Raw genomic sequence first — 15,120 nt, forward strand, 5'->3', positions numbered from 1 at the left:
ATTGTCGCTGGAACGGAACGCCCTCATGCCGCCGCGGCAGCGCCCACCCGCGCAAGGCGCGGCTACCGCTGGAACACCCCGCAGACGCGGTCGGCCACGGCCTGCATCCAGCGCACATGGCTGATCGAGCAGCGTGCGCCGCGGCCTGGCGGCCAGGGGTCGAACACGCGCAGCGTGGTGCCGCCCCCACCGGGGTCGTTGTCACCGCGGATGCCCACGAGCACGACCATGTGGCCCGGCTGGCCGGCGAGCGCGCCGCCCCTGGCGCCCCAGCGCAGGTCGAACATCAGCGGCCCCGCGTGCAACGCGGTGCGCAGCGCGGCGACGGTCCACGGGCCGTGCGGCCGCAGCGTGAGGCCGTGTGCGGCGGCGAAGCGGCGGTTGTCGTCGTTCGCGTCATCGGCGTCACCGACCGTCGCGTGGCGGTCGTTGTCCACGCGACGGCGCAACGCGCCATCGGCGCCGACGAGTTCGGAGGGCGTGCGGGCCATCACGGTCTGCACCGTGGCGCGCGTGAGCATCGCGGTGGCGGCGGCCCAGCACAGCGCGTGCACGGGCTGCGGGATCAGCGCGACGGGGTGCAGCAGCGGCGCGTGGGTTTCGTTGTCGAAGGCCACGTTGCGGGTGCAGGGACCGGCCTCGCCGTCTTCGCACAGCCAATGCGCCGCCTGCAGCCGCAGCACGGCCGCCCGGGTGACGGGGCCGTAGTCGCCATCGGGCACGAGGCCCGGGCTGGGCTGCAGCTTGCGGTTCAGGGCTTCCTGCAGGCGGCGGACATCGGCTCCGCGCCAGCCCTGTTTCAGCGTGCTCATCGGTGGGAATCCCCCTTGACACAAGGACGCACGGACGAAGGAATGCGAGCGGGTGCATTGTGAAAACGGCGCGCCCGCGGCGTCTATTGGCCGGACGACATAGCCAGAACATGTGATGACACGCGGGTTCGCGGCGGGTGGCGGACCTTGGTAGGCTCGCGCTCATGACCGCTCCGACCGCCCAGCCCATCGCCACCGAACTCCCCGACGGCGGCCTTGCGGCCCTGTTCACCGCGCCCGGTGGCGCCCCGGCCTTCGCGGTGCGCTGGCAGGGCGCCGTGCACGGCTACCTGAACCAATGCCCACACGCGGGCGGCCCACTCGATTTCGAAGGCCAGATCCTCGAGAGCTCCGGCCGCTACCTGATGTGCGCGCGGCACGGCGCGATCTTCGAGCCCGACACCGGGCGCTGCGTGGGCGGCCCGTGCCGGGGCGCGCGCCTCACGCCGCTGGCGCTGCGCGAAGCACCGGACGGCAGCGTGTGGCTGGCCGACTGAAGCCTTCGAGCCGCTACAGTCGCGACCTCTTCTTACCTTACCGCCCCCTGCCCCATGCGCCGATTCGCTGCTTTCTCCGTCCTCGTTGGGGCCCTGTTCGTCATCGCGGGCTGCGTCTCGCGGCCCGCGCCGCGCGTCACCTTTCTCGCCGATGGCGTGTTCAAGTCGCCCACCGCGCAGGACGCCGAGAACTACTGCCGCAACTTCGGCGCACCGATGCGCTTTCTGAGCAGCACGCTGTCGGAAGTGCCGGCACCGGGCGTGCCGGCGGGGGAAGTCGTCTACCGCTGCGACTGAACCTCAGCGTCCTCCGGCCGCACCCGCGCCAGGATGAAATCGATGAACGTCCGGATCGCCCGCGTGTGCTGGCGGTTCGGCATGTAGAGCATGAACATCTGGGTGCCGAAGATCGACAGGCGCCAGTCGTCCAAGGTGGTCACCACGTCGCCGCGGCGCACGTCTTCCTGCACCACGTAGTCGGGCACGAGGCCCACGCCCAGGCCCGCGAGGATGGCCTGGCGCAGGAACAGAAAGTTCTCCGAGATCAGCGTCGGCTCCAGGATCACCTCGCGCCGCGTCTCGCCCTGGTAGGCCGAGATGCGCAGCTGCCGCCCGATGACGGCGGCCGTGACCACCGGCGTGGCACGCAGCGCGTCGAGCTGCACGGGCAGCGGATGGCGCTCGGCATACGCGCGCGTGGCGCAGGCCACATAGCGCACCGGCCCCATCTCGCGCGCCACGAGGTTCTGCGGCGGCTCGGGGATCACGCGGATCGCAATGTCGACCTCGTCGCGCAGCAGGTCCTCGATGCGGTTCTCGAACACCACGTCGAGCACGATGCCGGGGTACTGGCGCTTGAAGTCGATGAGCCAGTCGGCCATCACGAGCTGGCCGTAGCCGCTGGGCACGCTCAGGCGCACGCGGCCCTGCAGGCCCTCGCCCAGCGCGGTGACCGACTCCCGCGCCGCCAGCAGCTCGGTCTGGATGGCCACGCCGTGCTGGTACAGCCGCAGGCCGATCTCGGTGGGCTCGGCGCGGCGGGTGGTGCGCCGGATCAGCTGCGCGCCGACCGAGCGCTCCAGCTGGTTCAGGTGGTAGCTGACGTTGGCGCGGGTCATCTTGAGCCGGCGCGCCGCCGCACTCAGGTTGCCCGCGTCAAGGATTTCCACCAGCAGGGTGAGCGATTGCAGGTCCATGGGTGCATTGTGTCAAAAATTATTTGACAGTCTGTCAACCACCTATGCAATTGTCAAAGCAGCAATGCCGGCCAAGAATGCAGGGCTCCCCAGAGCCCCGACCCCTCGACTTCGCGAGGGGCCTGCCACGCAAGCAAGAGACAAGCGACACGCACATGGCCACCCCCACTCCCCGCCCTTCCACGTCCAACGGTCCCGTCACCTTCCAGCGTCAAGGCGACGTGTGCGTGGTGACCATCGACAACCCGCCCGTCAACGCCCTGGGCGTGGACGTACGCCGCGGCCTGGCCGCCGCCATCGACGCGGCCGAGGCCGACAGCGGCGCCAAGGCGGTGCTGATCGTGGGCGCGGGCCGCAACTTCATCGCCGGCGCGGACATCCGCGAGTTCGGCCAGGCGCCGCAGCAGCCCTCGCTGCCCGAGGTCTGCCTGAAGATCGAGAACTGCACCAAGCCGGTCATTGCCGCCATCCACGGCGCCGCGCTCGGCGGCGGGCTGGAGATTGCGCTGTCGGCGCACTACCGCCTCGCCGCACCCACCGCCAAGCTCGGCCTGCCCGAAGTGGCGCTGGGCCTGCTGCCCGGCTCGGGTGGCACGCAGCGCGCACCGCGCCTCATCGGCGTGAAGCCCGCACTCGAACTGATGCTCAGCGGCCGCCATGCGGGCGCCAAGGAAGCGCTGTCGCTCGGCCTCGTCGACCGTCTCGGCACTGAAGCCGACGCGCGCGCCGAAGGCCTCGCCTACGCACAGGAACGGGTCGCCGCCAACGCCCCGGTGCGCCGCACGCGCGAAGCGACCGGCCTGGCCGACAAGGACGCCGCCCGCGCAGCCCTCGACGCCGCGCGCGCCGACACCGCCAAGAAGAGCCGCGGCCTGTTCTCGCCGATGAAGATCATCGAAGCCGTCGAAGGCGCGCTCACGCTGCCCTTCGACGAAGGCATGGCGCTCGAACGCCAGCTGTTCCTGCAGTGCATCGACAGCCCGCAGCGCGCCGGCCTGATCCACGCCTTCTTCGCCGAACGCGAAGTGCTGAAGGCCCCCGAGACGCGCTCGGCCACCCCGCGCGCGCTGACCTCGGCCGGCATCGTCGGCGGCGGCACCATGGGCGCGGGCATCGCGGTGGCGATGCTCGACGCGGGCCTGCCCGTGACCATGGTCGAGCGCGACGACACCCAGCTCGCGCGCGGCCGTGCCAATGTCGAGAAGGTGTACGACGGCCTCATCGCCAAGGGCCGCATGACGCCCGAAGCCAAGGCCGCCGTGATGGCGCGCTTCTCGGGCTCGACCAGCTACGACGCGTTCGCCAACGTCGACATCGTGGTCGAGGCCGTGTTCGAAGAGATGGGCGTCAAGAAGGCCGTGTTCGCCGAACTCGACCGCGTGTGCAAGAAGGGCGCCGTGCTCGCCACCAACACCTCGTACCTGGACATCGACGAGATCGCGGCCAGCATCTCGCGCCCGCAGGACGTGGTGGGCCTGCACTTCTTCTCGCCCGCCAACATCATGAAGCTGCTGGAGATCGTGGTGCCCGCCAAGGTGAGCGCCGACGTGGTCGCCACCGGCTTCGAGCTCGCGAAGAAATTGAAGAAGGTGCCCGTGCGCGCCGGCGTGTGCGACGGCTTCATCGGCAACCGCATCCTGGCCGTGTACCGCCAGGCCGCCGACCACATGATGGAAGACGGCGCCTCGCCCTACGACATCGACGCGGCCGTGCGCAACTTCGGCTACCCGATGGGCCCGTTCCAGGTGTCCGACCTGGCCGGCGGCGACATCGGCTGGGCCACGCGCAAGCGCAAGGCCGCCACGCGCGACCCGCAGGCGCGCTACGTGCAGGTGGCCGACCGCATCTGCGAGCGCGGCTGGTTCGGCCAGAAGACGCAGCGCGGCTACTACCTGTACCCCGAAGGCGCGCGCACCGGCGTGCCCGACCCCGAGGTGCTGGCCATCATCGACGCCGAGCGCGTGCGCGCGGGCATCACGCCGCGCACCTTCACCGAAGAAGAAATCATGCGCCGCTACATGGCCGCCATGGTCAACGAAGGCGCCAATGTCGTGCTCCAGCGCATCGCGCTGCGCCCGCTCGACGTGGACGTGACCTTCCTCTATGGCTACGGCTTCCCGCGCCACCGCGGCGGCCCCATGAAGTACGCCGACACCGTGGGCCTGCCCAAGGTACTGGCCGACATCCGCGAGTTCGCGAAGGAAGACCCGATCTTCTGGAAGCCGTCGCCGCTGCTCGTGGAGCTGGTCGAACGCGGCGCCGATTTCGCCAGCCTCAACCAATCCGAGTAACCGTCAGAGCCCACCGTCCAGGAGACAACCCATGCGTGAAGCCGTCATCGTTTCTACCGCCCGCACCCCGCTCACCAAGGCGCACCGCGGCGAATTCAACATCACCTCCGGCGCCACGCTGGCCTCGTTCGCGGTGAAGGCCGCGGTCGAGCGCTCGGGCCTGGACCCGGCCCTGATCGAGGACGCGATCCTCGGCTGCGGCTACCCCGAAGGCACCACCGGCCGCAACATCGCGCGCCAGTCGATCATCCGCTCGGGCCTGCCCATCAGCATCGCCGGCACCACCGTGAACCGCTTCTGCGCCTCGGGCCTGCAGGCGATCGCCATGGCCGCCGGCCGCATCGTGGTGGACGGCGCGCCGGCCATGATCGCGGGCGGCGTGGAGAGCATCTCGCAGATCCGCGGCCGCAGCCCCGGCGACGGTGGCGATCTCAGCCTGGACCCGTGGATCGTCGAGCACAAGCCCGAGCTGTACATGGCGATGATCGACACCGCCGACATCGTCGCCAAGCGCTACAACATCAGCCGCGAAGCCCAGGACCGCTTCTCCGCCGAGAGCCAGCGCAAGACCGAAGAAGCGCAACTGGCCGGCCGCTACAAGGACGAGATCGTGGCCTGCACCACCACGATGGCCGTGACCGACAAGGACACCAAGGAGGTCACCCACCGCGAAGTCACCGCCACCGAAGACAACTGCAACCGCCGCGGCACCACCTACGAGGCGCTGGCCAAGCTCAAGCCCGTGATGGGCGACGACAAGTTCATCACCGCCGGCAACGCCTCGCAGCTGTCCGACGGTGCTTCGGCCTGCGTGATGATGGAAGCGAAAGACGCCGAGCGCGCCAACCTCAAGCCGCTGGGCGCCTTCCGCGGCCTGGCGCTGGCCGGCTGCGAGCCCGACGAGATGGGCATCGGCCCGGTCTTCGCCGTGCCCAAGCTGCTCGCGCGCCACGGCCTGAAGGTGCAGGACATCGACCTGTGGGAACTCAACGAAGCCTTCGCCTCGCAGTCGATCTACTGCCAGGAAAAGCTGGGCATTCCGTCGGAGCGCCTGAACGTGAACGGCGGCGCGATCTCCATCGGCCACCCCTTCGGCATGACCGGCGCGCGCCTCACGGGCCACGTGCTCATCGAAGGCAAGCGCCGCGGCGCGAAGTACGCGGTGGTCACGATGTGCATCGCCGGCGGCATGGGCGCCGCGGGCCTGTTCGAAATTTACTGATTCATTGAGGAGTCCGCGATGGACCTGAACTTCACGACCGAAGAAGAAGCCTTCCGCAGCGAAGTGCGCGCCTTCCTGGCGGCCAAGCTGCCCACGCGCCTGTCCGACAAGGTGCGCGGCGGCGCGATCCTGGACAAGGCCGACATGCAGGAATGGCACGCCGTCCTCAACGAACGCGGCTGGCTCGCCAACCACTGGCCCGAGCAGTACGGCGGCCCGGGTTGGACCGCGGTCGAGAAGTTCATCTTCGAGAACGAATGCGCCCTGGCCTTCGCGCCACGCATCGTGCCCTTCGGCGTCAACATGCTGGGCCCGGTGCTCATCAAGTACGGCAACGAAGCGCAAAAGAGCTACTGGCTGCCGCGCATCCTGAGCGGCGCCGACTGGTGGTGCCAGGGCTACTCGGAACCCGGCGCGGGCTCCGATCTGGCAGCAGTGAAGACCACGGCCGTGCGCGGCATCGACGCGCAGGGCGACCACTACATCGTGAACGGCCAGAAGACCTGGACCACGCTGGGCCAGCACGCCAACATGATCTTCTGCCTGGTGCGCACCAACCGCGAGGCGAAGAAACAGGAAGGCATCAGCTTCCTGCTGGTCGACATGACCTCGCCCGGCGTGGAAGTGCGCCCGATCATCACGCTGGACGGCGAGCATGAAGTCAATGAGGTGTTCTTCTCCGACGTGCGCGTGCCCGCCGAGAACCTCGTGGGCGAAGAGAACAAGGGCTGGACCTGCGCCAAGTACCTGCTGACCTACGAGCGCACCAACATCGCGGGCGTGGGCTTCTCGGTGGCCGCGCTCGAACAGCTCAAGGGCATCGCCGCATCGCAGACCAAGAACGGCAAGCCGCTCGCCGAAGACCCGGCCTTCGCGGCACGCCTGGCGCGCGTCGAGATCGACCTGGAGAACATGAAGACCACCAACCTGCGCGTGATCGCGGCGGTGGCCGGCGGCGGCGTGCCCGGCGCGGAAAGCTCGATGCTGAAGATTCGCGGCACCGAGATCCGGCAAGAGATTTCGTCGCTCGCGCGCCGCGCCATGGGCGTGTACGGCCGCCCCTTCGTGGCCGAGGCACTGCAGGACGGCTTCACCGGCGAGACCTTCGGCCCCGCCTACGCCAAGGCGGCCGCCTCGCGCTACTTCAACAACCGCAAGCTGTCGATCTTCGGCGGCTCGAACGAAATCCAGAAGAACATCATCTCCAAGATGATCCTGGGCCTGTAAGGAGACATGCAATGAACTTCGAACATTCCGAAGACCGGCGCATGCTGGCCGACAGCCTGAACCGCTTCATCGCCGAGCAGTACGCCTTCGATGCGCGCGACCGCATCGCGAAGTCGGCACACGGTTTCAGCAAGGAAATCTTCCAGAACTTCGCCGAGCTCGGCGTGATCGGCGCGCTGTTCAGCGAGACCGACGGCGGCTTCGGCGGCAGCGGCTTCGACATCGCCGTGGTCTTCGAGGCACTGGGCCGCGGCCTCGTGGTCGAGCCGCTGCTGGGCGCCGTGATGGTCGGCGAGGCGATCAGCGCCGCTGGCAACGACGCGCAGAAAGAGAAGATCGGCGACATCGTCAACGGCGTGACCGTGGCGGCCTTCGCACACGACGAAGCCGACACGCATTACGAACGCACGCGCGTGGCCACCCAGGCCGAGCGCAGCGGCGACGGCTGGGTGCTCCAGGGCGCCAAGGCCGTGGTGCCGCAAGGCGAACAGGCCGACCTGTTCCTGGTGTCGGCCCGCGCCTCGGGCAACGTCGACGACGAAGCCGGCATCTCCCTGTTCCTCGTCCCCGCCAAGACCGCCGGCCTCACCGTGCGCGGCTGCCCCGCGATCGACGGGGGCCGCGTGGCCGAACTCACGCTCGACGGCGTGACGCTCGGTGCCGACGCGCTGCTGGGCGCCGAAGGCCAGGGTGCCGCCACGCTGGAACGCGCCATCGGCCGCGGCGTGCTCGCGCTGTGCGCCGAAGCGCTGGGCGCGATGGAAGCCGCCAAGACCGCCACGCTGGAGTACCTGCGCACGCGCAAGCAGTTCGGCCTCCTCATCGGCAGCTTCCAGGCCCTGCAACATCGCATGGCCGACCTGCTGCTGGAGATCGAACAGGCCCGCTCGGCCGTGATCAACGCGGCCGCCGCCATCGACGGCAGCGACCGCGTGGCGCGCGAGCGTGCGCTGTCGGCCGCCAAGTTCAGCATCGGCCGCATCGGCGCACTGGTGGCCGAGGAAAGCATCCAGATGCACGGCGGCATCGGCATGACGTGGGAGCTGCCGCTGCCCCACTACGCCAAGCGCCTCGTGATGATCGATCACCAGCTCGGCGACGAAGACCACCACCTGCAGCGCTACATCGCGCTCGGCAAGGAGCTGGCAGCATGACCGACAAGACCGTGCTGATCTCGCAGGAAGGCGCCGTCCGCATCCTGACCAACAGCAACCCGGCCGCGCGCAACGCGATCACGCCCACGCTGTACGCCGAACTCTCCGCCGCGCTCACCGACGCGCAGAACGACCCCGAGGTGGGCGCCATCGTCTTCACCGGCGCGGGCGATTTCTTCTGCTCGGGCGGCGACCTGAACCTGCTGGCCAAGCGCCGCGAACTGCCCGAGGCCGAACGCCGCGAGAAGCTCGAAGGCCTGCACGACCTGATCCGCGCGATCCGCGACTGCGGCAAGCCCGTGATCGCGGCAGTCGAAGGCGGCGCGGCCGGTGCCGGCCTGTCGATGGCGCTGGCCTGCGACATGCTGGTGTCGGCACGCGATGCGTTCTACACGGTGGCCTACGTCAAGGTCGGCCTCACGCCCGACGGCGGCGCCACGGCTTTCCTCGCGGAGTTCGTCTCGCGCCAGGTGCTCACCGAGCTGTGCCTCACCGGCGACCGCCTCACGGCCGAGCGCCTGCACGCGATGGGCGCCGTGAACCGCCTGACCGACAAGGGCGGCGCACTGGCCGAGGCCATCGCGCTCGCCGCCAAGGTGGCCACGGGCCCGCAGCGCGCGAGCGCACGCATCAAATCGCTATGCCGCCAGGCCCATCGCGCCACGCTCGAGGAACAACTCGAGGCCGAAGCGGTCTACATGGTGGCGTCGCAGGCCGACGCCGAAGCCGCCGAAGGCATCGGTGCCTTCCTCGGCAAGCGCAAGGCCGACTTCGTCGCGTTGCGCCGCTCGCCCAAGCCCGACGCGCCCTGACGCGCCGCGCCCTTCCCTCGCCTGCGTGTGCAGATGCACAGCGGCGGGGGTGTTTCGTTTTCCTGGAGTTGTTCCCATGCCCTCGCTGAATTCCTCGCTGCCGCTCGCCGGCGTTCGCGTGCTCGATCTGTCCCGCATCCTTGCCGGCCCGTGGTGCGGCATGGTGCTGGCCGACATGGGCGCCGAGGTGATCAAGGTCGAGCACCCGGGCCGCGGCGACGACACGCGCGACTGGGGCCTGCGCGTGGGCAAGACCGAGACCGCCTACTTCAACAGCGTGAACCGCAACAAGCGCTCGGTCACCCTCGACCTGCAGACGCCCGAAGGCCAGCAGATCGCGCGCGACCTCGCCAAGCAGTGCGACGTGGTGTTGCAGAACTTCAAGTTCGGCGGCATCGACAAGCTGGGCCTGGGTTACGAACAGCTGCGCAAGGAGAACCCGGGCCTGATCTACTGCTCGATCTCGGGCTACGACCGCACCGGCCCCGAGGCCGCACGCCCCGGCTACGACCTCGTGGTGCAGGGCGAGGCCGGCCTGATGGCGCTCAACGGCGAAGCCAACCAGCCGCCGCTGAAGTTCGGCGTGGCCGCCGTCGACCTGTTCACCGGCATGTATTCGGCGCAGGCCGTGCTGGCCGCGCTCTACCAGCGCGAGAAGACCGGCACGGGCCGCCACATCGAGATGGCGCTGTTCGACTGCGGCCTGATGATCACCGCCTACTACGGCCTCGAAGCGCTGCTGATGGGCGAAGACCCGCCGCGCTACGGCAACTCGCACCCGTCGATCGTGCCCTACGGCGTGTTCGACGCGGCCGACGGCCCGCTGGTGATCACCGTGGGCAACAACGCGCAGTTCTCGCGCTTCTGCACCGAGGTGATCGAGCGCCCCGACCTCGCAGCCGACGAACGCTTCAAGACCAACATCCTGCGCTCGGCCAACCGCGCCGCGCTGCTGCCCGAGTTGCACGCCGAGCTGGCCAAGCGCCCGCGCGCCGCGCTGCTCGACAAGCTCAACGCCTCGGGCATCCCCTGCGGCGAGGTGCTGGGCCTGCTGGAGGCGCTGAACTCCCCGCGCGCCACCGACGCCGGCCTGGTGACCAGGCAGCCTCACCCGGTGGCCGGCGAAGTCCATGTGCTGGCGCCCCCCTACCGTTTCGATGGCGAGCGCCTGCCCGTGCGCAGCGCGCCGCCCACTTTGGGCGAAGGCACGCACGACGTGCTGAAGTCCCTGCTCGGCCTGTCGGATGAAAAGCTGGCAGCGCTGAAAACGAACGGCGTCGTCTAAGTAGGCAACGCCCGCACCCTGAAGAGAAGTCCATGGCCTTTCCGTCTTTCCGTACCCCTCGCAATCCTGTTCGCCGCGCCCTGATCGCGCTGGCCCTCCCCCTCCTGGCCGGCAGCGCCTTCGCCCAGGCCTGGCCGACCAAGCCGATCACGCTGGTCGTGCCCTTCCCGCCCGGCGGCCCGACCGACGTGGCCTCGCGCATCGTGGCGCAGAAGATGTCGCTGTCGCTCAAGCAGAACATCCTGGTCGACAACCGCAGCGGCGCCTCGGGCACCATCGGCGCGGCCTTCGCTGCCAAGGCCGCACCCGACGGCTACACCTTCGTGATGCTGGCCACACCGACGCTGCTGGCCTCGCACCTGTACGGCACCGTGCCCTACGACATCTTCAAGAACTTCACGCCCGTGGGCATCGTGTACGACCTGCCGATCGTGATGGTGGTGAACCCCAAGGCCCTGCCCGGCGTGAACGGTCTGCAGGACCTCATCGCCAAGGCCAAGGCAGACGGCGGCAAGCTCAACTACACGACCGCCGGCGCGGGCAGCTTCGGCCATCTGACGACCGAGCAGCTGAAGAACATCGGCAAGTTCGAGATGCAGCACGTGCCCTACCGCGGCAGCGCGCCGGCCGTGACCGACCTCATCGGCGGCCAGGTGCCGGCGATGTTCTCCGACCTCGTGGCCGTGATCCCGCACATCCGCGCCGGCACGCTGCGCCCGATCGCCGTGGGCTCCGGCAAGCGCGTGAGCCTGCTGCCCGACGTGAAGACCGTGGCCGAGCAGGGCTTCCCCGGCTTCGACGCCACCTCGTGGGGCGGCCTGCTGGCACCGGCCGGCACGCCGAAGGACGTCGTCGACCGCATGAGCGCCGAGCTGAAGAAGGCGCTGGCCGACAAGGAAGTGCAGGACAAGCTGCAGAGCGTGGGCTCCTTCGCCGCCTACGGCACGCCGGAGCAGACCGCCACGCGCATGCGCCAGGACTTCGAGCGCTGGGGCAAGGTGATTCGCGACAACAAGATCACGAACCAGTAAGAGCCCGGGCCACGCGCCCGATCGGGGACACGACAGGAGGCAAGACATGACGACAGAGAACGACAAGAGCCACGCACCCTTCCGCCCCCGGTTTCCGGTGCGCGGGCTGGCCGATATCCGCGCGCTCGAGGAAACGCCGCTCGCCGAAGCGCTCACGGTGCGCAGCACCTACGAGCTCTTTTGCAATTCCGGCGCGGCCTTCGGCGACAAGACCGCGCTGACCTTCCTGCGCAGCGGCAACCCGGCGGACGAGCCCATCCGCTGGTCGTACGCCGAGCTGCTCGCGCGCATCCACCAGACCGCCAACCTGCTGCACACGCTGGGCGTGGGGCCGCAGGATGCGGTCGCGGTGCTGCTGCCCGGCTGCCTCGAGTACCACCTGGCGCTCTGGGGTGGCGAGGCGGCCGGCATCGTGCAGCCGCTGAACCCGCTGCTGACCGACGAGAAGCTGGTCGCGCTGATGACCGCGGCACGCGCCAAGGTGCTGATCGCCTACGGCTCGGACAGCGAATCGGGCATGTGGTCGAAGGCGATGCGCCTGCGCGGCCAGGTGCCCACGCTGACCACCGTGCTGCGCGTGGCGCCGCACGACGAAGCGCCCGGCGCGGCCGGCACGCTGCCCGAGGGCGTGGCCGAGTTCGACGTGCTGCGCGCCGCGCAACCGAGCGACCGCCTCGTGAGCGGCCGCGACATCGCCCCCACCGACATCGCCGCCTACTTCCACACCGGCGGCACCACGGGCGCGCCCAAGCTCGCGCGCCACAGCCACGGCGCGCAGGTGTTCACCGCCTGGGCCAGCGTGCAACTCGCGGGCATGAACGAGCAGGGCATCTCGATCAACGGCTACCCGCTGTTCCATGTGGCGGGCGTGCTGCCGGCCTCGCTCTCGTCGCTGTCGGCGGGCGTGGAGGTGATCATTCCGACGCCCTCGCTGCTGCGCAACAAGGAGGTGCTGGCCAACTACTGGAAGCTGGTCGAGAAGTACCGCCCCACCTCACTGTCGGCCGTGCCCACGGTGCTCGCCGCGCTGGCCAATGTGCCGCTGGACGGCGCCGACATCTCGTCCATCACCTACTGCCGCACCGGCGCCGCCGTGCTCGCACCCGAACTGGCCGCGCGCTTCGAACGCCTGTTCGGCCTGCACGTGCACGAGAGCCTGGGCATGACGGAGATGGCCGGCATCTCGACCATCACGCCGCCCGGCGTGGTCGGCCCCGCAGGCTGCGTCGGCTTCCGCCTGCCGTACGCGCAGGTGCGCATCGTCGCGCTCGACGAGAACGGCAACGCGAGCGACCGCGAGGTGGCGCCCGGCGAGACCGGCATGGTGCTGTTCAAGTCGCCCAACGTGTTCTCGGGCTTCGTCGATCCGGCCGACAACGCCAGGGCCTTCACCGCCGACGGCTGGCTCGCGACCGGCGACCTGGGCTGGATGGACGCCGAAGAGCGCCTGCACCTCACGGGCCGCTCGAAGGACCTGATCATCCGCAGCGGCCACAACATCGACCCCAAGACCATCGAGGACGCGCTGGGCGCGCACCCGGCCGTGCAGCTGTGCGCCGCCGTGGGCGCCCCCGACGCCTACGCGGGCGAACTGCCCGTGATCTTCGCGACGCTGGTGCCAGGCGCCTCGGCCACCGAGGATGAGCTGCTGGCCTTCACCTCCGCGCGCGTCGACGAAGCGCCGGCCCGCCCCAAGTGGGTGTCGGTGATCACCACGATGCCGATGACCAATGTCGGCAAGATCTACAAGCCCGAGCTGCGCGCGATGGCCGCGCGGCAGGTGGTGGCGGCCACGGTCGCCGAGGTCTGCACGGCACTCGGCCTGAGCGATGCGGCACGGCCTTCAGTGACCACGGAAGGCGAAAGCCTCGTGCATGTGCAGATCGACGCCGCCGCAGCAGGCGCACAAGCCGCTGCATTGCAGGATCGGCTGCAGAAGGCCCTGGAGCCTCTGCCCTTCAAGACGCGCATCGCGCTGAAGTGACCGACTTGCTGCTTCTTCTTCGACACGATTTTCTGAAACCGAACGGGAGACAACCCATGACCCATCAACCCTCGACCCGCCGCGCCCTGCTGTGCGCCGCCGCATCGACCGCCGCGCTGTTCGCGCTGGCCCCCGCGCATGCGCAGGCGCCCTACCCGAACAAGCCGATCCGCCTCATCGTGCCCTTCCAGGCCGGCGGTGCGACCGACGTGCTGGCGCGCGTGCTGGGCCAGAAGATGTCGGCGAGCATGGGCCAGCCCCTCGTGGTCGACAACAAGCCCGGCGCGGCCGGCATCATTGGCACCGACATGGTCGCCAAGGCCGCACCCGACGGCTACACCATCGTGCTGTCGCTGAGCAACTCGCTCATGACCAACGAGTTCCTCTACGACAAGCTGCCCTACGACACGCAGCGCGACCTCACGCTGGTCTACCAGATCGCGATGGCGCCGCTGGTGCTCGTGGTGCACCCGAGCGTGACCGCGAAGACCGGGTCCGAACTGCAGAAGTACGTCGTCGCGCACAAGGGCAAGGTCGCCTACGGTTCGTACGGCGTGGGTGCCTACCCCCACCTGGCCGGCGCGCACATGAGCCTCACGCAGCAGGCCGACATGAACCACGTCGCCTACAAGGGTGAGGCGCCGATGGTGCAAGACCTGATCGGCGGCCAGATCCAGATGGCCTACGCCAGCGCGCTCGCGGCCAAGCCGCACATCGACGCGGGCAAGCTCAAGGCCATTGCCGTGACTGGCGAGCGCCGCATGAGCACGCTGCCCAACGTGCCCACGATGGCCGAGCAAGGCCTGAAGGACGAGGCCTACCGCGTGACCGGCTGGCTCGCCATTGCCGCGCCCGCCAAGACGCCCAAGGCCATCGTCGATCGCATCGCCGACGAGGTGCGCAAGGCCACGCAGCAGCCCGACGTGCGCGAGCGCGTGGCGGCCATGGGCTTCGAGATCAAGGACAGCTCGCCCGAGCTCTTTGCCGCGGCCTGGAAGCAGGAACGTCCCGTGTGGGAGCGCCTCATCAAGCAATCGGGCGCCAAGCTCGAGTAACCCCTTTTTCCCTTTTCTTTTTTGTCATTCAAGAGGAACAGCCATGAAAGTTCTGGTGCCTGTCAAACGGGTCGTCGATTACAACGTGAAGGTGCGCGTCAAGAGCGACGGTAGCGGGGTGGACATTGCCAACGTCAAGATGAGCATGAACCCCTTCGACGAGATCGCTGTCGAAGANGTGCGGCGATGCCAAGTGCCAGGAAACCCTGCGCACCGCGATGGCCATCGGCGCCGACCGCGGCATCCTGGTCGAGACCACCGAAGAGCTGCAGCCCCTGGCCGTGGCCAAGCTGCTCAAGGCACTGGTCGACAAGGAACAGCCGTCTCTCATCATCCTGGGCAAGCAAGCCATCGACGACGACGCCAACCAGACCGGCCAGATGCTGGCTGCCTTGGCCGACCTGCCGCAAGCCACCTTTGCCTCGAAGGTCGATCTCGCAGCCGACAAGGTCACCGTCGCACGCGAAGTCGACGGCGGCATGGAAACCCTGACGCTCACGCTGCCCGCGGTCATCACGACCGACCTGCGCCTGAACGAGCCGCGCTATGTGACG

General features: G+C 69.1%; 13 protein-coding genes and 2 pseudogenes. 13 read left to right on the forward strand and 2 right to left on the reverse strand.

Annotated elements, in window-relative coordinates:
• Positions 1–62 precede the first annotated feature (62 nt).
• A complete protein-coding gene (locus ASD34_RS08865) occupies positions 63–812 on the reverse strand; it encodes a peptidoglycan-binding protein (RefSeq protein ID WP_056575850.1) in 750 nt (249 codons plus the stop codon).
• A gap of 164 nt (positions 813–976) precedes the next feature.
• On the opposite strand from ASD34_RS08865, the gene ASD34_RS08870 reads away from it, so the two are divergent.
• Together ASD34_RS08870 and ASD34_RS08875 are read left to right on the forward strand one after the other, a co-directional pair.
• Positions 977–1,309: a Rieske (2Fe-2S) protein gene (locus ASD34_RS08870; protein ID WP_056575853.1), complete on the forward strand. Its 333-nt coding sequence runs from the start codon at positions 977–979 to the stop codon at positions 1,307–1,309.
• A gap of 54 nt (positions 1,310–1,363) precedes the next feature.
• Positions 1,364–1,606: a hypothetical protein gene (locus ASD34_RS08875; protein ID WP_056575855.1), complete on the forward strand. Its 243-nt coding sequence runs from the start codon at positions 1,364–1,366 to the stop codon at positions 1,604–1,606.
• Here the strand turns inward: ASD34_RS08875 and ASD34_RS08880 are convergent.
• Positions 1,591–2,505 (reverse strand): LysR family transcriptional regulator, encoded by a 915-nt coding sequence (locus tag ASD34_RS08880; protein ID WP_056575857.1) that lies wholly within the window; start codon positions 2,503–2,505, stop codon positions 1,591–1,593. The two genes, ASD34_RS08875 and ASD34_RS08880, sit on opposite strands and share 16 nt — an antisense overlap.
• 155 nt (positions 2,506–2,660) lie before the next feature.
• On the opposite strand from ASD34_RS08880, the gene ASD34_RS08885 reads away from it, so the two are divergent.
• From ASD34_RS08885 to ASD34_RS08930, 11 genes and pseudogenes are all read left to right on the forward strand, one after another.
• Positions 2,661–4,796: a 3-hydroxyacyl-CoA dehydrogenase NAD-binding domain-containing protein gene (locus ASD34_RS08885; RefSeq protein WP_056575859.1), complete on the forward strand. Its 2,136-nt coding sequence runs from the start codon at positions 2,661–2,663 to the stop codon at positions 4,794–4,796.
• 31 nt (positions 4,797–4,827) lie between these two features.
• Positions 4,828–6,018, forward strand: a complete 1,191-nt coding sequence (locus ASD34_RS08890) for an acetyl-CoA C-acyltransferase (RefSeq protein WP_056575861.1) — start codon at positions 4,828–4,830, stop codon at positions 6,016–6,018.
• Positions 6,019–6,036: 18 nt separating this feature from the next.
• A complete protein-coding gene (locus ASD34_RS08895; protein ID WP_056575863.1) occupies positions 6,037–7,245 on the forward strand; it encodes an acyl-CoA dehydrogenase family protein in 1,209 nt (402 codons plus the stop codon).
• A gap of 11 nt (positions 7,246–7,256) precedes the next feature.
• Entirely contained in the window at positions 7,257–8,399 is a 1,143-nt protein-coding gene (locus ASD34_RS08900; RefSeq protein WP_056575865.1) for an acyl-CoA dehydrogenase family protein, read from the forward strand.
• Positions 8,396–9,211, forward strand: coding sequence for an oxepin-CoA hydrolase, alternative type (locus ASD34_RS08905; RefSeq protein WP_056575867.1), 816 nt, complete (start codon positions 8,396–8,398; stop codon positions 9,209–9,211). The genes ASD34_RS08900 and ASD34_RS08905 overlap by 4 nt, the downstream gene beginning before the upstream one ends.
• 76 nt (positions 9,212–9,287) lie before the next feature.
• Complete coding sequence (locus ASD34_RS08910) at positions 9,288–10,496, forward strand: CaiB/BaiF CoA transferase family protein (RefSeq protein ID WP_056575869.1); 1,209 nt, start codon at positions 9,288–9,290, stop codon at positions 10,494–10,496.
• Between the two features lie 32 nt (positions 10,497–10,528).
• On the forward strand, positions 10,529–11,527 hold the full coding sequence (locus ASD34_RS08915; protein WP_056575871.1) for a Bug family tripartite tricarboxylate transporter substrate binding protein: 999 nt from the start codon (positions 10,529–10,531) through the stop codon (positions 11,525–11,527).
• Positions 11,528–11,573: 46 nt separating this feature from the next.
• Entirely contained in the window at positions 11,574–13,511 is a 1,938-nt protein-coding gene (locus ASD34_RS08920) for an acyl-CoA synthetase (protein WP_056575873.1), read from the forward strand.
• A gap of 56 nt (positions 13,512–13,567) precedes the next feature.
• Complete coding sequence (locus ASD34_RS08925) at positions 13,568–14,566, forward strand: Bug family tripartite tricarboxylate transporter substrate binding protein (RefSeq protein ID WP_056575875.1); 999 nt, start codon at positions 13,568–13,570, stop codon at positions 14,564–14,566.
• A 43-nt stretch (positions 14,567–14,609) separates the two neighbouring features.
• Positions 14,610–14,743: pseudogene (locus ASD34_RS28135) on the forward strand (electron transfer flavoprotein subunit beta/FixA family protein); the annotation flags it as partial.
• Between the two features lies 1 nt (position 14,744).
• Positions 14,745–15,120, forward strand: a pseudogene (locus ASD34_RS08930) (electron transfer flavoprotein subunit beta/FixA family protein); the annotation flags it as partial.

It is taken from the genome of Variovorax sp. Root473 (assembly GCF_001426505.1).
Classification (GTDB): Bacteria; Pseudomonadota; Gammaproteobacteria; order Burkholderiales; family Burkholderiaceae_C; genus Variovorax.

What these genes read in the sequence shown, in the direction of transcription:
- ASD34_RS08915 (WP_056575871.1), top strand. Translation starts at nt 10,529, where the DNA reads ATGGCCTTTCCGTCTTTCCGTACCCCTCGCAATCCTGTTCGCCGCGCC.
- ASD34_RS08910 (WP_056575869.1), top strand. Translation starts at nt 9,288, where the DNA reads ATGCCCTCGCTGAATTCCTCGCTGCCGCTCGCCGGCGTTCGCGTGCTC.
- ASD34_RS08900 (WP_056575865.1), top strand. Translation starts at nt 7,257, where the DNA reads ATGAACTTCGAACATTCCGAAGACCGGCGCATGCTGGCCGACAGCCTG.
- ASD34_RS08870 (WP_056575853.1), top strand. Translation starts at nt 977, where the DNA reads ATGACCGCTCCGACCGCCCAGCCCATCGCCACCGAACTCCCCGACGGC.
- ASD34_RS08920 (WP_056575873.1), top strand. Translation starts at nt 11,574, where the DNA reads ATGACGACAGAGAACGACAAGAGCCACGCACCCTTCCGCCCCCGGTTT.
- ASD34_RS08880 (WP_056575857.1), bottom strand. Translation starts at nt 2,505, where the DNA reads ATGGACCTGCAATCGCTCACCCTGCTGGTGGAAATCCTTGACGCGGGC.
- ASD34_RS08925 (WP_056575875.1), top strand. Translation starts at nt 13,568, where the DNA reads ATGACCCATCAACCCTCGACCCGCCGCGCCCTGCTGTGCGCCGCCGCA.
- ASD34_RS08865 (WP_056575850.1), bottom strand. Translation starts at nt 812, where the DNA reads ATGAGCACGCTGAAACAGGGCTGGCGCGGAGCCGATGTCCGCCGCCTG.
- ASD34_RS08890 (WP_056575861.1), top strand. Translation starts at nt 4,828, where the DNA reads ATGCGTGAAGCCGTCATCGTTTCTACCGCCCGCACCCCGCTCACCAAG.
- ASD34_RS08875 (WP_056575855.1), top strand. Translation starts at nt 1,364, where the DNA reads ATGCGCCGATTCGCTGCTTTCTCCGTCCTCGTTGGGGCCCTGTTCGTC.
- ASD34_RS08905 (WP_056575867.1), top strand. Translation starts at nt 8,396, where the DNA reads ATGACCGACAAGACCGTGCTGATCTCGCAGGAAGGCGCCGTCCGCATC.
- ASD34_RS08885 (WP_056575859.1), top strand. Translation starts at nt 2,661, where the DNA reads ATGGCCACCCCCACTCCCCGCCCTTCCACGTCCAACGGTCCCGTCACC.
- ASD34_RS08895 (WP_056575863.1), top strand. Translation starts at nt 6,037, where the DNA reads ATGGACCTGAACTTCACGACCGAAGAAGAAGCCTTCCGCAGCGAAGTG.